Consider the following 14757-nt stretch of genomic DNA (forward strand, 5'->3'; position numbering starts at 1 on the left):
ATGAGCGATAAAATTAGATTGTTAGAAGGTAAAGTTTCTAGCGTTGCTATGGATAAGACTGTAGTAGTAAGAGCTGAAAGATACGTTAAGCACCCTTTATATGGTAAATTCGTTAAGAAAACTACTAAGTATTATGTTCATGATGAGAAGAATGAATGTAAGCAGGGCGATGTTATTAAGTTCAAGGAAACTAAGCCATATTCAAAAACTAAGAAATGGTGTTTAGTAGATATTATCTATAGAGAAAAATAATAAATTTGATTTTATTTTTGTTTATTGGTATATTTATCGGACTGCAAAAATGCACAAGCAGTCTTATCTAATAATAAATAAGGGTTATTTGTATGATTCAAATGCAAACAGAACTCCAAGTTGCTGATAACAGTGGCGCTAAGAGAGTTGAGTGTATAAAAGTTTTGGGTGGCTCTCATCGCAGATATGCATCTATTGGTGATGTGATAAAAGTGACTGTGAAAGAAGCTGCTCCAAGAGGTAAAGCTAAGAAAGGATCTGTATATAATGCTGTAGTTGTGAGAACAGCTAAAGGTGTGCGCAGAAGAGATGGTTCTAAGGTTCGTTTTGATGGCAATGCTGCCGTGCTACTAAATGCTAACGGTCAACCAATGGGAACTCGTATCTTTGGCCCTGTAACAAGGGAACTTCGTACTGAGAAGTTTATGAAGATCGTATCTTTAGCACCAGAAGTATTATAGTTATTTATTGAGGTGTAAGTAATGAATAGATTAAAGAAAGGTGATGATGTAATCGTTATCGCTGGTAAAGACAAAGGTCGCAGAGGCGTTGTTAAGTCATTCGCTAAAGGTGGTTCTTTGGTTTTAGTGGAAGGTATTAATGTTGTTAAGAAACACATTAAGCCTAACCCAAATAGAGGTGTTGAAGGTGGAGTTGTTGAAAAAGAACTTCCAGTAGATGCTTCTAACGTTGCTATCTTTAACCCAGCTACTGAAAAAGCTGATAGAGTGGGTTATAAGTTTGTTGATGAGAAAAAGGTTCGCTACTTTAAATCAAATGGCGAGCTTGTAGACTTATAGGACTAAGTTTTATGGCAAGATTAAAGGATCATTATCAGAAGGAGCTTGTTGCTAAGTTAAAAGACGAGCTTAATGTAGATAATATAATGGAAGTGCCTGCTATTGAGAAAATTACTCTTAATATGGGTGTGGGTGATGCTGCAAAAGACAAAAAAATCATGACTTTTGCATTAAATGATTTGACAGCTATTGCTGGTCAAAAGCCTGTTGTTACTAAGTCTAAAAAGTCAATCGCTGGTTTCAAAATCCGTGATGGATGGCCAATCGGTTGTAAAGTTACTTTACGTGGTGAGCGTATGTATGAATTTTTAGATAGACTTATAACAATTGCTATTCCTAGAATTAGAGATTTTAGGGGTTTAAGTGCTAAGTCTTTTGATGGTAGAGGAAACTACAGCTTAGGTATGAGAGAGCAAATCTCTTTCCCTGAGATTGATTATGATAAAGTTGACTCAATCAGAGGTTTAGATATTTCGATAACTACTACAGCTAAAAATGATGACCAAGGAAGAGCTTTGCTTAAAGCATTCGGTTTTCCTTTTAAGTCTTAATCTAAATTGGGGTTTTAAATGGCGAAAAAAGCAATGATTCAGAGAGAATTGAAGAGAGAAAAATTAGTAGCTAAATATGCTCAAAAAAGAGCTGAGCTTAAAGCTATTATTCTTGATGTAAATTCTACTGAAGAACAAGTATGGGAAGCTCAAATTAAACTGCAAAAACTACCAGTAAACTCTTCAGCTTCTAGAGTACAAAGAAGATGTAAAGTAACAGGTAGACCACATGCTGTATACAGAAAATTTGGCTTATGTCGTAATAAGCTTAGAGAGTATGCAATGGCAGGAGATGTTCCTGGTTTGAAGAAAGCTAGTTGGTAATAAGGAATTTTAAGTTATGAGTATGCAAGATCCTATCGCGGATATGTTTACAAGAATCAGAAATGGTCTTTCTTCTGAAAAGGAAGCTGTTTCTGTACCGTTTTCAAAGATGAAAATGGAAATCGCAAACTTCTTAGTTAAAGAAGGCTATGTTAAAAGCTGTACTAAAGGTACAACTGCTGCAGGTCATCCTTCTATAGAAATTGAGCTTAAGTATCATGCTGGTACTCCTGTGATCGAGATGATCAAAAGAGTTTCTAGACCAAGTTTGAGAATCTATAAGTCTCACGAAGAACTACCTAAAGTATATGGTGGTTTTGGTGTTGCTATTATCTCTACTTCTAAAGGTTTAGTAAGTGATAGAAAAGCAAGAGCTCTTGGTGTTGGTGGCGAAGTAATTGGCTACGTAGCTTAAGTTAGCAAGGAGATTTGATATGTCAAGAATAGGTAAAAAACCTGTTGCTATCCCAAGTGGTGTTACAATCAACGTTGCTGCTGGCAATCAGGTAGAAGTTAAAGGAGCTAAGGCTACTTTAAACAAAACTTTTTCTACTGATGTGACTTTTAATGTTGCAGATAATGAAGCAACAGTTACACCTAACAATAATAGTAAAAATGCAGTTGCTCAATCAGGTACTGCAAGAGCTATCCTAAACAATATGGTTGAAGGTGTAAGCAAAGGTTTTGAAAGAAAGCTAAAAATTATAGGTGTAGGTTACCGTGCTAAAGCTCAAGGTAGTGAGTTAAACCTTACATTAGGTTTTTCTCACCCAGTTGTTTATGCTTTACCACAAGGTGTAACTGCAGAGACTCCAGCTCCTACAGAAATCGTTCTTAAAAGTGCTGATAAAGAGCTTTTAGGTAAAGTGGCAGCTGAAATTAGAGACTATAGAAAACCTGAACCTTATAAAGGTAAAGGTGTTCGTTATGAAGACGAATATGTAGCTAAGAAAGAAGCTAAGAAGAAGTAGTTAGTAAAGGATAGTATTATTATGGATAAAAAAACTGCTCGTTTAAATCGTAGTAAGCGTACTAGAATTAAGCTAAGAGAATTAGGGCATACTAGACTTTGTGTTTATAGAACACCTAAGCATGTATATGCTCAAGTAATTTCTGGTGATGGTTCTACTGTATTAGCTTCTGCGTCTACTGTAGAGAAAGATGTTAAAGCAAAATGTAAATATACTGGTAATGTTGAGTCTGCTGCAATCGTTGGCGAAGTTATTGCTAATAGATGTAAAGACAAAGGTATCGAGCAAGTTGCTTTTGATAGATCTGGATATAGATATCATGGACGTGTTAAAGCTTTAGCAGAAGCTGCTAGAGAGCATGGTCTACAGTTTTAATAAATAAAATATGGATGATTATTCATTATGTCTAATGAAGTAAAAAAGAACGAAGAGCTGATTGAAAAGTTAGTTAGTGTTAAAAGACACTCTAAGACAGTTAAAGGTGGTAGAATCATGAGCTTTGCCGCACTAACTGTTGTAGGTGACGGTAAAGGTAGAATTGGCGTAGGTAGAGGTAAATCAAGAGAAGTGCCTGTTGCTATCCAAAAAGCTATGGAAAACGCTAAGAAAAACATGGTATCAGTGAATCTAAATAACGATACGTTATGGTATGCTACTATGGCTAACCATGGTGCTTCAAAAGTGTTTATGCAGCCTGCGTCTGCTGGTACTGGTATTATTGCTGGTGGTGCTATGCGTTCTGTATTTGAAGCTGTTGGTGTTCATAACGTTTTAGCAAAAACATATGGTTCAACTAATCCTGTAAATGTTGTTAGAGCAACAATCTCAGGCTTGGCGAAAATTAAATCACCAGAACAGATCGCTGATAAAAGAGGTCTATCTGTTGAAGAGATTCAGGGGTAATTAAAATGAGCGAAGCTAAAACATTTAAAGTTACTTTAGTAAAAAGCCTGATAGGTCGTAAGCAAAAACACATAGCATCTGCTAGAGGTTTAGGTTTAAGAAAAATCAACCACACAGTTGAAGTATTAGATACTCCAGAAAATCGTGGTATGGCTAATAAAATTTATTATATGGTTAAGATAGAGGGGTAGTATCAAATGAAATTAAATACAATTGCTCCTGCTGCTGGCTCAAAAAGCGCTCCAAAAAGGCTTGGTCGTGGTATAGGAAGTGGTTTAGGTAAAACTTCTGGTAAGGGTCACAAAGGTCAAAAAGCACGTTCAGGTGGTTACCATAAGGTAGGTTTCGAAGGTGGTCAAATGCCTTTACAAAGAAGACTACCAAAATTTGGTTTCACTTCTGCGTCTAAAAGATTCGTTGCTGAAATCAGACTTCATGAGTTAAATCATGTTGCTGCTGATGAAGTAACTCTAGATACTTTAAAAGATCTTGGTCTTATTAGAAAAGATATTAAAACAGCAAAAGTAGTAGCTACTGGAGAAATCCAAAAAGCTATTAACCTTAAAGGTATAGCTTGCACTAAAGGTGCTAAAGAAGCTATCGAAAAAGCTGGTGGTAAAGTAGAGTAAGATTAAAGATATGTCAAAGTTTAATAGTGCTTCTGGTACAACAGGTGAATTAAAATCAAGACTAATTTTTGTAGTTATTGCTATATTAGTATTTAGATTAGGTGTATATATTCCTATACCAAATATTGATCCTGCAAAATTAGTTCAAATTATTTCAAATCAACACTCATCAACAAGTGGTTTGATGAGTATGTTTAATATGTTCTCTGGTGGCGCTCTTACTCAAATGAGTATCTTTGCTTTGGGTGTGATGCCTTATATTTCTGCATCAATTGTCTTTCAAATGTTATCAGCTGTATATCCGAAATTTATAGAGTTGAAGAAAGAAGGCGAATCTGGTCAGAAAAAAATCACTCAGTATACAAGATATTTTACTCTTGCTTTAGCTGTAGTGCAATCATTTGGTATTGTTGCATTTGTTCTGCATCAAGATGGTTTAGTGACAACAAACAATATGCCGTTATTTTATTTAACAACTATTGTTTCAGTTACAACAGGTAGTATGTTTTTGATGTGGTTAGGTGAGCAAATCACGGAAAGAGGTGTGGGAAATGGTATTTCACTACTAATTTTTTCGGGTATTATTGCGAATCTTCCATTTGAAATATCAAATACTCTATCTCAGGCAAGTCAACATGTAATATCATATTTATCTGTTTGGGTTCTTTTAATACTTCTATTGTTAGTGATAGCATTTGTGGTATTTATGGAAAGTGCTCAAAGAAAAATTACTGTTAATTATGCAAAAAGACAGCAGGGCAGAAAAATGTTTGCTGCTCAGACTAGTCATTTGCCTTTGAAGTTAAATATGGCTGGTGTAATCCCAGCAATCTTTGCTTCATCTATACTTATGGTTCCAGGTGTTTTAATTGGTTGGTTATCTAACTATAATTCACTAGGCTGGTTAGCAGATGTTGCTGAGATGCTACAACCAGGTAGTATAGTTTATACAGTAGTATTTGCTGCGACTATTATATTTTTCTGTTTCTTTTATACTTCACTAGTATTTAATCCGAAAGAAACAGCGGATAACTTAAAGAAATCTGGTGCTTATATCTCAGGTGTAAGACCTGGTGAGCAGACAGCTAAGTATATAGATGCGGTTATGACAAGATTGACTTTAGTTGGTTCATTATATATTACAGCTATATGTTTATTACCGATATTTGTAGTGAAATTCTTTGCACAAGGTTTATCATTTACATTCGGTGGAACATCTTTACTAATTGTTGTAGTTGTGATGATGGACTTTATGGCTCAGGTTAGATCACATATGATGTCAACACAATATGATTCTTTACTGAAAAAAGCAAATCTTAGCGGTAAGAGAAAATAGAGAAATATTTTTTGGAGAAATATAATGAAAGTTAGAGCTTCAGTTAAAAAAATGTGTAGAAACTGTAAAGTTATCAAGCGTAACAGAGTTGTTCGTGTGATATGTACAGACCCTAGACATAAGCAAAGACAAGGTTAATCAGTCAAGCAAATTAAATAAAGCTTGATTATTTGTTTTTAAAAAGTTATCCTAGCAAGTTACTAATTGCTGTGGTAGCAAATAAATTAAGAATAATTATTTAGGAGTGAATTAGATGGCTCGTATAGCTGGTGTTAATATTCCTGTTCATAAACATACTGTAATAGGATTAACTTCAATTTATGGAATAGGCAAGACAAGAGCACAACAAATATGTGAATCTTGTAAACTAGATCCAACTGTTAAGATCAAAGAGTTAACAGATGAGCAAGTTGAAGCCTTAAGAACAGAGGTTGCTAAATATACTGTAGAAGGTGACCTGCGTCGTGAAGTTTCTATGGACATAAAAAGACTTATGGACTTAGGTTGCTTCAGAGGTAGAAGACATCGTCGTAGCCTTCCTGTAAGAGGGCAAAGAACGAAGACTAATGCTCGTACTCGTAAGGGTCCAAGAAAGCCAATCAAGGCGTAATACAATTATAACTATAAAGATTAAAGGGTAGATTATATGGCTAAGTCTGTTAGATCATCAAAGAAAAAAGTAAAAAGAGTAGTTACTGATGCAGTTGCTCATATTTACTCATCTTTTAATAACACTATAGTGACTATCACAGATAGACAAGGTAATGCTTTATCTTGGGCTACTTCTGGTGGTAGTGGCTTTAGAGGTTCAAGAAAAAGTACACCTTTCGCTGCTCAGGTTGCAGCAGAAAGAGCAGCTGATATGGCTCTAGAATATGGTGTTAAAAATGTAGATGTTTTAGTAAAAGGACCAGGTTCAGGTAGAGATTCAGCTGTTAGAGCTTTAAATGCTAAGAACCTAAAAGTATCAAGTATAACAGATGTGACTCCATTACCTCATAATGGTTGTCGTCCTCCTAAGAAACGTCGTGTTTAATATTTTAAAGGGAAATAAATAATGGCTAGATATCTAGGACCAAAGTGTAAACTTTCTAGAAGAGAAGGTACTGACTTATTTTTAAAAAGTGGCGTAAAAGCTAACGACGAAAAATGCAAAATGAATACTGCACCAGGTCAACATGGAGCAAGAAGAGCGCGTCTTTCTGACTATGGTTTACAGTTAAGAGAAAAGCAAAAAGTTCGTCGTATGTACGGTGTTTTAGAAGGTCAGTTCAAAAAATACTATCTTGAAGCTAATAGAAGAAAAGGTAACACAGGTGCTACTTTATTAGAACTATTAGAATCAAGATTAGACAATGTTGTTTATAGAATGGGCTTTGCTGCTACTCGTGCAGAAGCTAGACAGCTTGTTGTTCATAAAGGTATAGTTCTTAATGGACATACTTGTAACGTACCATCTGCTCAAGTTAAAGCTGGTGATATAGTTGCAGTAAGAGAGAAAGCTAAAAAACAATTAAGAATTCAAAATGCTGTTGAGCTTGCTAAAGGTAGAAAAGAACTTTCTTGGATCGATGTAAATACTGATTCATTAGAAGGTACTATGAAGGCTTCTCCAGACAGATCTGAGTTATCATCAGACATAAATGAACAATTAATCATCGAGCTTTACTCTAAGTAATAATAAATAATATTTTATTATCTTTAGTGGCTCTTTATAGCCTTTATTTCAAGGAGATTTTTTAGTGAGTAATAATAATTCAAACCAAGAATTTTTACCTAATATACAGCTTAAAGAAGATTTGGGTGCTTTAGGATATAAAGTACAGCTTTCTCCTGTAGAAAAAGGTATGGCTCATATCCTTGGCAACTCTATTAGAAGGGTTTTATTATCTTCTCTTCCTGGTGCATCTATTATTAAAGTTAATATTAAAGATGTATTGCATGAGTATTCTGCTTTAGAAGATGTCAAAGAAGATGTTGTCGAAATCGTTTCTAACTTAAAGAAAGTAGCAATCAAACTTGACAAAGGCATTGATAATGTTGAGTTAGAGTTATCTGTTGATAAAGCAGGTATTGTTACAGCTGGTGACTTTAAGACAACTCAAGGCGTAGAGATTATAAACAAAGATCAACCTATAGCTACTTTGACAAATCAAAGAGAGTTCAGTTTAGTTGCAACAGTTGATTATGGCAGAAATGTTGGAATACTTTCAGCTGTACCAATTGAACTAGACAGAGTTGGCGATATAGCTGTTGATGCAGACTATAACCCAATCAAAAGAGTTGCATTTGAAGTAATTGATAATGGCGACAGTGATGTTCTAGAAGTATTTTTGAAAACAAATGGTACTGTAGAACCACTAGCAGCTGTTACAAAAGCTTTAGAATATTTTTGTGAGCAAATGTCAGTTTTTGTATCTCTTAAAGTACCTAGTAATGGTAAAACTGGAGATGCTTTATTAGATTCTAATATTGATCCAATACTTCTTAAACCAATTGATGACTTAGAGCTTACTGTAAGATCATCTAATTGTTTAAGAGCCGAGAACATCAAGTATCTTGGTGATCTTGTTCAATATAGTGAGTCTAAACTTATGAAGATACCTAATTTAGGTAAAAAATCTCTAAATGAGATTAAGCAAATATTGATAGATAACAACTTATCTCTAGGTGTTCAGATTGATAACTTTAGAGAGTTAGTTGAAGGAAAATAAATTAATATAGTAATCATATAATATTAACTATAAAGGAGTAATTACTATGAGACATCATAAGAAAGGTAGAAAATTTGGTAGAACTAGTAGTCATAGAAAAGCTATGTTTAAAAACATGTCAGCTTCTTTGATTAATCATGAGCTTATCAAAACTACTTTGCCAAAAGCTAAAGAGTTAAGAACTATCGTTGAGCCTTTAGTTACTTTAGCTAAAAGAGAATATAAGTTAAGAAACGAGTTAGATGTAAATTCTAATGAGTTCAAAGCACAATCAGTTGCATTAAGAAGACAAGCTTTTGATTTCTTAAGAAACAAAGCAGCTGTAACTAAACTTTTCGAAGAGTTTGGTGCTCGTTATGCAGAAAGAGCTGGTGGTTACACTAGAATTCTTAAGTGTGGTTATAGATTCGGTGATAAGGCTCCTATGGCTTTCATCGAATTAGTAGACAGACCTGAAGTAGAAGAAGCTGCTGACGAAGAATAATATTTCTTTTTATCTCAAAAATTCTTATCCAAAAATATCTAAATTTTTATTCTCATAAATTCAAATATATTTGCTAAAATTACTTTATAAATTTTTTACTGTTTAATTTATATGGTTCAGAAACTTTATCAGTGTGTAATTATCATACTGGTTGTTATCAATTCTATAACATTAATAGCACAAGTAGATTATGGAGATATAGATTATCTTAACTATATTAATATTATTTTTTCAGCAATCTTTGCTATTGAGTATATTGTTCGATTAGTTATATCTCCTAGAAAACTAGTGTTTGTTTTTAAGTTTTATAATGTTATCGATTTTGTGGCTATCTTTTTACCCTTAATACTTGCTCTTTTTGGTGTAAACTCTCACGAATTAATTGTGCTTAGATTATTACGTGTATTTAAAATATTTCAAAATACAGCAATTATGAATAGATTAATAAATGTCTTTAAAAAAATCTATCTCGAGCTGTTAGTATCATACTGCTTAATTTTTGTGATATTAATAATATCGTGTGTAATGATGTTTTACGCAGAGCATGATGCACAACCAGAAGTGTTTTCAACTATATCAAATACATTATGGTGGGGAGTTACTACTCTAACAACAGTTGGATATGGCGATATGTATCCAGTAACTCTAGTTGGCAGACTTATTGCAGCTATTCTTTCAATGCTTGGTATAGGGGTTTTTGCTATTCCTAGTGGTCTAATAGGAGGCGCTTTTATTGATGAAATACGCCAAGAACGAGAGGAAGCGGCTAAAAAAATATCTAGAACTGATAAGGATTCTTTGTAAAATTAGCTCTTTAAAATGTAATCGTTATAAAAAAATTCTTGAAAAAATAATAATAACTCTCATATATATCAGTGTCATAAATTATTTAAAAATGAGTATAACAAGAGAGGGTTATATAAAATGTCAGAAAAAAAATATACTTTTGAAACTGAAGTAGACAAATTACTTCACCTTGTAATTCATTCGCTATATTCAAATCGTGAAATCTTTCTAAGAGAACTTGTATCAAACAGTTCTGATGCGATTGAGAAATTAAGATATGAAAGCATCTCAAATGCAGAGTTAAATGAAGGCGACACTGATTATGCAATAAGAGTAGATTTTGATAAAGATGCTAAGACTATTACAGTTAGTGATAATGGTATTGGTATGACAGAGGAAGAGGTTATCGAGAACCTTGGTACTATTGCAAAATCTGGTACGAAGAAATTCTTAGAAAGCCTAACTGGTGATAAGAGTAAAGATAATGAGCTTATCGGTCAGTTTGGTGTTGGTTTCTACTCTTCATTTATCGTTGCTGATAAAGTTACAGTTAGAACTAGAAAAGCAGGTCAAGATAAAGATCAGGCAACTAAATGGGTTTCTGATGCACAAAATGGCTTTACAATAGACACTATTACAAAAGAAAAGCGTGGTACAGAAATAACTCTTCATATTAAAGAAGATCATTTAGATTTATTAGAGCATCACATCTTAAAAGGACTAGTTAATAAGTACTCAGATTGTATCAACACTCCTATTCAGATGAAAAAAGTTGAAACTGATGATAAGGGTGAGCAAACAATCAAAGATGAGTATGAAACTGTAAACAATACTAAAGCTATTTGGTTAAGATCAAAAGATGAAATAACTGATGAAGAGTATCAGGAGTTTTATAAGTATATATCTCATGATTTTGCAGATGCTTCAATGTGGATACATAATAAGGTTGAAGGTAACCTTGAGTATAACAGCTTACTATATATCCCAGAGAATAAGCCTTTTGACTTCTGGAATAGAGATAAAGATTATGGTTTATCTTTATATGTACGTAGAGTATTTATTATGGAGAACAAGGAATTATTACCTCCATATTTAAGATTTGTTAAGGGTGTAATTGATTCTGCTGATTTACCACTAAACGTATCACGTGAAATATTACAGCATAACAAAGTTATTGATAAAATCAGAAAAGCTACAACTTCGAAAGTTCTTAGTGAACTTAAGAAACTTGCTAATAAAGATGCAGAAAAATATCAAAAATTCTGGGATAACTTTGGTCAAGTACTTAAAGAAGGTGTATCTGATGATCACTCAAACAAAGAAAAGCTTGCTGGTCTAATGAGATTTGCGACTACTGAAAGTGGTGACTCTAAGCAAACAGTTTCTTTAGCTGACTATATTTCGCGTATGAAAGAAGGTCAAGATACTATCTACTATATTACATCTGATAGTCATAAGGCTGCTGCGAATAACCCACAACTTGAAGCATTCAAGAAAAAAGGTATCGAAGTAATTCTTATGTCAGATCGTATCGATGAGTGGATGATGTCTACATTGACTGAGTTTGATGGTAAGCATATGAAATCTATTATCAAAGGTGATATCGATCTTGATAAGTTTGAGTCAGAAGAAAACAAAGAGAAATTTGAAAAAGAATCTAAAGATTTCAAAAAAATCTTAGAAGAAGTAAAAGAATCTCTAAAAGATAAAGTTGAAGATGTACGTTTATCTAAGCGTCTAACTGATTCTCCAAGCTGTGTGGTTGTAAACGACTATGGTATGAGCTTACACATGCAAAAGATGATGGAAGAAGCGGGACAGTCATTTATGCCAGGAATGGGTATGAAGCCTATCTTAGAGCTTAATGCTGAGCATCATTTAGTACAAAAGCTAAAAGATGAAGCTGATACAGAAGTATTTGGTGATATTTCTGAGCTACTTCTTATGCAAGCAATGTTTGTTGAAGGTGCTAAGATCGAAGATCCTATGTCTTTTGTTAAGCTTGTAAATAAATATATCAGATAGTTTTTTTCTAAATATTTTTTCTTTTTAAATATATAACTTAATTTTTATTATTTTAACTTATGCCTTATGCTTATAAGTATGAGGTATTTGTATTTATATATTATGGAAGATAATAAAAACCAATTCTTTAGCTATAATCCTTATGCTATAGATAGTTATTTAGAGATAGATGAGAATGAATTTAAAACAAGTTTGAACTTATCTGATAATGATTATGAGTCTATAGTAACTTATAATCTTCGCTTCTCATCTCAAGCAAATATTTATTTGATTAATAATGTTTTTTTGCAAAGAAATAATAAATTAACCATTTTTACTGATCTTTTGAGTGGTGAAGAAATTAATATGTCAATAATCATTTTTAAAGACATCTCTCTTGATTGTGTACTCGATTTAAATTTAGATAATGGTTGTATAATTATTTTTATTAACTGTAAAATTTCATCTTTAGCGACCGAAAAAATGAAAAACTCTAATTTTGGTATGCGTTTATTTTTTTATAAATGTTTCTGGTATATTGAAGGTGATTTTTGTATTTCTAATTGTGGTTGTGACTATATTGATGTTATTATATATGAGCCTGAGTTTAGGGAGTTAACCACTTATTTCCCATCAAAACAAATAGAAAAAAATGTCAAATTATGTTTTAATTCAAAAAATAAGACTTTTGTACAAATAGTTTTCTTAAAAAGTTACAATAGGAAAAGACTACTAGAATTAGATCAATCATTATGTACATTTTGTATAGAAAATATAGGTAAGTTATCAAAGCTAAGCATATTTAATGCTGGGATCTATAAATCAGTCAAAGTCATAAGTAGTAATGGTATAGATAATTTACTAATTAATAATTCTAAAAATATATCTTTAGATATTAATAGGATTTGCAAGAAAATTGATGCTCGAAAAACAGTCTTTGATAACTTCCGTTTAAGTAACTTAAAGAAGATAGAAGAAATACCATATTTTGATGATAAATCATCAGTCAAGCACTCAGTTAATATAGACAAACCAACTTTTAATAACTTGTTAAAAGTAAAACAAGGTGGTTCACTTGAGTTTAGTCGACTCGCAGAGTTTTTTAATCGCAATAATGCTTATATGGAAGCACAACAGTTACATAGGCATTATTTATTGGCAAAAGCTAAAGAATCTCTAAAAGAGGAATCTAAAGAAGATAATAGTGATAAAGAGAATAAGCCTTGCTTCTGTAAAAAGTGGACAGGTTTATCAGGACTGATTAATATTTATGATTTTATAAATGGTTGTGGGACTAGTTTGCTGAAGCCTTTTATAGGGATTTTATACTGTTGGCTATTTACATATCTGATATTCTTATCATCAAGTATAAAATTAGTAATGTCTGCTAAATCAACAGGAGTAATAGCATATTCTAGTTATTCCGTATTATTTTCTATTAAGCAGGCTTTTTTAGTAACAGTACCACTATTAGCAACTATTCATAAACCAGAAACTGTAATACTTAATGGAGTATCGCAAATATTTATATATTTTCTAATGATAGTTTCTTATTTGTTAGTCTTTCTTATGGCTTTACAAATTAGAAAATTACTTAGACTGAAAGAATAAATAGCCCGATGAGCGTTGGGTAAAACTACCCCTTCAGTTGGTTGCTGAGCGAAGTCGAATGTATAGAGGAGGTTAGAAGGAGTATTAACCATAAGCTGTCATTCCGTACTTGATACGGAATCTCCTAATCATAATGAGATACTGAATCAAGTTCAGTATGACCGAAACAAAGTGTTTTTTTAAAATGGATTCCATGGTCAAGCCATGGAATGACAAAAGTGTTTAATATTTATAGCTAATCAGAATAACTTTTGAAAGATTCTTTATCTAATCAGGGTACACCATCAAAAATATTAGTCATCCTCGTGCTTGACACGGGGATCTCTTAAATACTTGAGAGATTCCCGCCTCCGCGGGAATGACAGGTTTTATTTGGCATAACTCATTCGGATTAACTATATAGTGCTTTTTGTACCTGTTGAGAACTTTAGATGATTGACTCCCGATAAGTTATAGAATAGCAGAATTTTATTAAACTATAATGTAAACTTATCAGTATCTATATATTCAAATTTATGAGTATTTTCATGAAAATAAATAAGCTATTAGTTAGTGGCGGTGTCCATGGGAATGAATATACCGGTATTTATATAATTAATCGTCTGAAAAAATATCCATTAAAAGCAAAAACATTTGAAATTATACCTTTATTATCAAATCCTGAAGCTTTTAAATTAAGTAAAAGATATAAAGATCAAGATTTAAATCGATCTTTTTCAACTGAGGATCTAAACAACCTTTCATTAAATACCTACGAAGATCAAAGAGCTCGAGAAATTAACCAAACTTATGGATTTAAATCAGATTCTCCTGTTGATCTTCTAGTTGATTTTCATACTACAACTTCAAGCCTTGGTAAAACAATAATTACTGATGGTAGAAGCCCTCTAGTTAATAAATTATGTGCATACTTAGTTGAGCAAATTGATGGTCTTAGAGTTATTAAGCATCAAAGTATTACTGATGTGGCAATTAATAATATTGCACCGATGTCACTAACTATTGAAATTGGAGCTGTGCATACAAGTGTTTATGATACAAAAGCTATTGAAATAACTACCGAAATATTAAATGAAATTATTAAGTTTGTTGAGATGGCAAACTGTGATGATTTACCAGAAACCAAAAATTGTAAGGCATATGAACCAGTTAAAGCTATTGCTTTTCCTAGAGATAATGAGGGAAATATTAACGCAGTAATTCATGATAATATTAATGGTTATGATTTTAAGCTAATTAATGAGCAAGATCCAGTTTTTGAATTAATGGATGGCAGTGTTCAATTGTTGAGTGAGCCTGGAGAATGGTATCCTATTTTTGTGAATGAGTCGGCATATTATGAAAAAGATATTGCCTTTTATCTAACACGAGAAATTGATTTTTAATTTAGAT

General features: G+C 32.7%; 22 protein-coding genes. All 22 read left to right on the forward strand.

Annotation, left to right across the window (positions count from 1 at the left end; all coding sequences use genetic code 11):
- The 22 genes from rpsQ (at window position 1) to F7310_RS01405 (ending at window position 14750) form a co-directional block, all read left to right on the forward strand.
- Window positions 1-252 (forward strand): 30S ribosomal protein S17, encoded by a 252-nt coding sequence (gene rpsQ / locus F7310_RS01300; protein ID WP_072711272.1) that lies wholly within the window; start codon window positions 1-3, stop codon window positions 250-252.
- 92 nt (window positions 253-344) lie between these two features.
- Entirely contained in the window at window positions 345-713 is a 369-nt protein-coding gene (rplN, locus tag F7310_RS01305) for a 50S ribosomal protein L14 (protein WP_040010096.1), read from the forward strand.
- 21 nt (window positions 714-734) lie between these two features.
- On the forward strand, window positions 735-1052 hold the full coding sequence (gene rplX / locus F7310_RS01310; protein WP_072711273.1) for a 50S ribosomal protein L24: 318 nt from the start codon (window positions 735-737) through the stop codon (window positions 1050-1052).
- A gap of 11 nt (window positions 1053-1063) precedes the next feature.
- Window positions 1064-1603: a 50S ribosomal protein L5 gene (rplE, locus tag F7310_RS01315; RefSeq protein WP_072711274.1), complete on the forward strand. Its 540-nt coding sequence runs from the start codon at window positions 1064-1066 to the stop codon at window positions 1601-1603.
- An 18-nt stretch (window positions 1604-1621) separates the two neighbouring features.
- On the forward strand, window positions 1622-1927 hold the full coding sequence (gene rpsN, locus F7310_RS01320; RefSeq protein ID WP_072711275.1) for a 30S ribosomal protein S14: 306 nt from the start codon (window positions 1622-1624) through the stop codon (window positions 1925-1927).
- A gap of 16 nt (window positions 1928-1943) precedes the next feature.
- Window positions 1944-2342 carry a 30S ribosomal protein S8 gene (gene rpsH / locus F7310_RS01325; protein WP_072711276.1) on the forward strand — a complete coding sequence of 133 codons (399 nt, stop codon included), beginning with the start codon at window positions 1944-1946 and terminating at the stop codon, window positions 2340-2342.
- A 19-nt stretch (window positions 2343-2361) separates the two neighbouring features.
- Window positions 2362-2898 (forward strand): 50S ribosomal protein L6, encoded by a 537-nt coding sequence (gene rplF / locus F7310_RS01330; RefSeq protein WP_072711277.1) that lies wholly within the window; start codon window positions 2362-2364, stop codon window positions 2896-2898.
- 21 nt (window positions 2899-2919) lie between these two features.
- Window positions 2920-3273 carry a 50S ribosomal protein L18 gene (rplR, locus tag F7310_RS01335; protein WP_072711278.1) on the forward strand — a complete coding sequence of 118 codons (354 nt, stop codon included), beginning with the start codon at window positions 2920-2922 and terminating at the stop codon, window positions 3271-3273.
- A 27-nt stretch (window positions 3274-3300) separates the two neighbouring features.
- Window positions 3301-3801 (forward strand): 30S ribosomal protein S5, encoded by a 501-nt coding sequence (rpsE, locus tag F7310_RS01340; protein ID WP_072711279.1) that lies wholly within the window; start codon window positions 3301-3303, stop codon window positions 3799-3801.
- A gap of 5 nt (window positions 3802-3806) precedes the next feature.
- Window positions 3807-3992: a 50S ribosomal protein L30 gene (rpmD, locus tag F7310_RS01345; RefSeq protein ID WP_072711280.1), complete on the forward strand. Its 186-nt coding sequence runs from the start codon at window positions 3807-3809 to the stop codon at window positions 3990-3992.
- Between the two features lie 6 nt (window positions 3993-3998).
- The gene (gene rplO / locus F7310_RS01350) at window positions 3999-4430 is read left to right on the forward strand and encodes a 50S ribosomal protein L15 (RefSeq protein ID WP_072711281.1); all 432 of its coding nucleotides are present in this window, start codon (window positions 3999-4001) and stop codon (window positions 4428-4430) included.
- 10 nt (window positions 4431-4440) lie between these two features.
- Window positions 4441-5766 carry a preprotein translocase subunit SecY gene (gene secY, locus F7310_RS01355; RefSeq protein ID WP_072711282.1) on the forward strand — a complete coding sequence of 442 codons (1326 nt, stop codon included), beginning with the start codon at window positions 4441-4443 and terminating at the stop codon, window positions 5764-5766.
- Window positions 5767-5790: 24 nt separating this feature from the next.
- Entirely contained in the window at window positions 5791-5904 is a 114-nt protein-coding gene (rpmJ, locus tag F7310_RS01360) for a 50S ribosomal protein L36 (protein ID WP_003017816.1), read from the forward strand.
- Window positions 5905-6019: 115 nt separating this feature from the next.
- Complete coding sequence (rpsM, locus tag F7310_RS01365; RefSeq protein WP_072711283.1) at window positions 6020-6376, forward strand: 30S ribosomal protein S13; 357 nt, start codon at window positions 6020-6022, stop codon at window positions 6374-6376.
- A 36-nt stretch (window positions 6377-6412) separates the two neighbouring features.
- On the forward strand, window positions 6413-6802 hold the full coding sequence (gene rpsK / locus F7310_RS01370) for a 30S ribosomal protein S11 (RefSeq protein ID WP_072711284.1): 390 nt from the start codon (window positions 6413-6415) through the stop codon (window positions 6800-6802).
- Between the two features lie 21 nt (window positions 6803-6823).
- The gene (gene rpsD / locus F7310_RS01375) at window positions 6824-7444 is read left to right on the forward strand and encodes a 30S ribosomal protein S4 (protein ID WP_072711285.1); all 621 of its coding nucleotides are present in this window, start codon (window positions 6824-6826) and stop codon (window positions 7442-7444) included.
- 64 nt (window positions 7445-7508) lie between these two features.
- Complete coding sequence (locus tag F7310_RS01380) at window positions 7509-8480, forward strand: DNA-directed RNA polymerase subunit alpha (protein ID WP_072711286.1); 972 nt, start codon at window positions 7509-7511, stop codon at window positions 8478-8480.
- A 46-nt stretch (window positions 8481-8526) separates the two neighbouring features.
- On the forward strand, window positions 8527-8964 hold the full coding sequence (rplQ, locus tag F7310_RS01385) for a 50S ribosomal protein L17 (protein ID WP_072711287.1): 438 nt from the start codon (window positions 8527-8529) through the stop codon (window positions 8962-8964).
- Window positions 8965-9075: 111 nt separating this feature from the next.
- The gene (locus F7310_RS01390) at window positions 9076-9768 is read left to right on the forward strand and encodes an ion transporter (protein WP_072711288.1); all 693 of its coding nucleotides are present in this window, start codon (window positions 9076-9078) and stop codon (window positions 9766-9768) included.
- Window positions 9769-9888: 120 nt separating this feature from the next.
- On the forward strand, window positions 9889-11775 hold the full coding sequence (gene htpG, locus F7310_RS01395; RefSeq protein WP_072711289.1) for a molecular chaperone HtpG: 1887 nt from the start codon (window positions 9889-9891) through the stop codon (window positions 11773-11775).
- A gap of 102 nt (window positions 11776-11877) precedes the next feature.
- On the forward strand, window positions 11878-13365 hold the full coding sequence (locus tag F7310_RS01400) for a hypothetical protein (RefSeq protein WP_072711290.1): 1488 nt from the start codon (window positions 11878-11880) through the stop codon (window positions 13363-13365).
- 527 nt (window positions 13366-13892) lie between these two features.
- The gene (locus tag F7310_RS01405) at window positions 13893-14750 is read left to right on the forward strand and encodes an aspartoacylase (RefSeq protein WP_072711291.1); all 858 of its coding nucleotides are present in this window, start codon (window positions 13893-13895) and stop codon (window positions 14748-14750) included.
- Window positions 14751-14757: the final 7 nt, after the last annotated feature.

This window comes from Francisella uliginis (assembly GCF_001895265.1).
In the GTDB taxonomy this organism is placed as follows: Bacteria; Pseudomonadota; Gammaproteobacteria; order Francisellales; family Francisellaceae; genus Francisella; species Francisella uliginis.

Coding starts and splice junctions, on each gene's coding strand:
- rplE (WP_072711274.1), top strand. CDS start 1,064: ATGGCAAGATTAAAGGATCATTATCAGAAGGAGCTTGTTGCTAAGTTA.
- F7310_RS01390 (WP_072711288.1), top strand. CDS start 9,076: ATGGTTCAGAAACTTTATCAGTGTGTAATTATCATACTGGTTGTTATC.
- rplF (WP_072711277.1), top strand. CDS start 2,362: ATGTCAAGAATAGGTAAAAAACCTGTTGCTATCCCAAGTGGTGTTACA.
- htpG (WP_072711289.1), top strand. CDS start 9,889: ATGTCAGAAAAAAAATATACTTTTGAAACTGAAGTAGACAAATTACTT.
- rpsD (WP_072711285.1), top strand. CDS start 6,824: ATGGCTAGATATCTAGGACCAAAGTGTAAACTTTCTAGAAGAGAAGGT.
- rpmD (WP_072711280.1), top strand. CDS start 3,807: ATGAGCGAAGCTAAAACATTTAAAGTTACTTTAGTAAAAAGCCTGATA.
- rpsK (WP_072711284.1), top strand. CDS start 6,413: ATGGCTAAGTCTGTTAGATCATCAAAGAAAAAAGTAAAAAGAGTAGTT.
- rplQ (WP_072711287.1), top strand. CDS start 8,527: ATGAGACATCATAAGAAAGGTAGAAAATTTGGTAGAACTAGTAGTCAT.
- F7310_RS01405 (WP_072711291.1), top strand. CDS start 13,893: ATGAAAATAAATAAGCTATTAGTTAGTGGCGGTGTCCATGGGAATGAA.
- rpsQ (WP_072711272.1), top strand. CDS start 1: ATGAGCGATAAAATTAGATTGTTAGAAGGTAAAGTTTCTAGCGTTGCT.
- rplO (WP_072711281.1), top strand. CDS start 3,999: ATGAAATTAAATACAATTGCTCCTGCTGCTGGCTCAAAAAGCGCTCCA.
- F7310_RS01400 (WP_072711290.1), top strand. CDS start 11,878: ATGGAAGATAATAAAAACCAATTCTTTAGCTATAATCCTTATGCTATA.
- rplN (WP_040010096.1), top strand. CDS start 345: ATGATTCAAATGCAAACAGAACTCCAAGTTGCTGATAACAGTGGCGCT.
- rplR (WP_072711278.1), top strand. CDS start 2,920: ATGGATAAAAAAACTGCTCGTTTAAATCGTAGTAAGCGTACTAGAATT.
- rpsE (WP_072711279.1), top strand. CDS start 3,301: ATGTCTAATGAAGTAAAAAAGAACGAAGAGCTGATTGAAAAGTTAGTT.
- rpsM (WP_072711283.1), top strand. CDS start 6,020: ATGGCTCGTATAGCTGGTGTTAATATTCCTGTTCATAAACATACTGTA.
- secY (WP_072711282.1), top strand. CDS start 4,441: ATGTCAAAGTTTAATAGTGCTTCTGGTACAACAGGTGAATTAAAATCA.
- rpsN (WP_072711275.1), top strand. CDS start 1,622: ATGGCGAAAAAAGCAATGATTCAGAGAGAATTGAAGAGAGAAAAATTA.
- rpsH (WP_072711276.1), top strand. CDS start 1,944: ATGAGTATGCAAGATCCTATCGCGGATATGTTTACAAGAATCAGAAAT.
- rpmJ (WP_003017816.1), top strand. CDS start 5,791: ATGAAAGTTAGAGCTTCAGTTAAAAAAATGTGTAGAAACTGTAAAGTT.
- rplX (WP_072711273.1), top strand. CDS start 735: ATGAATAGATTAAAGAAAGGTGATGATGTAATCGTTATCGCTGGTAAA.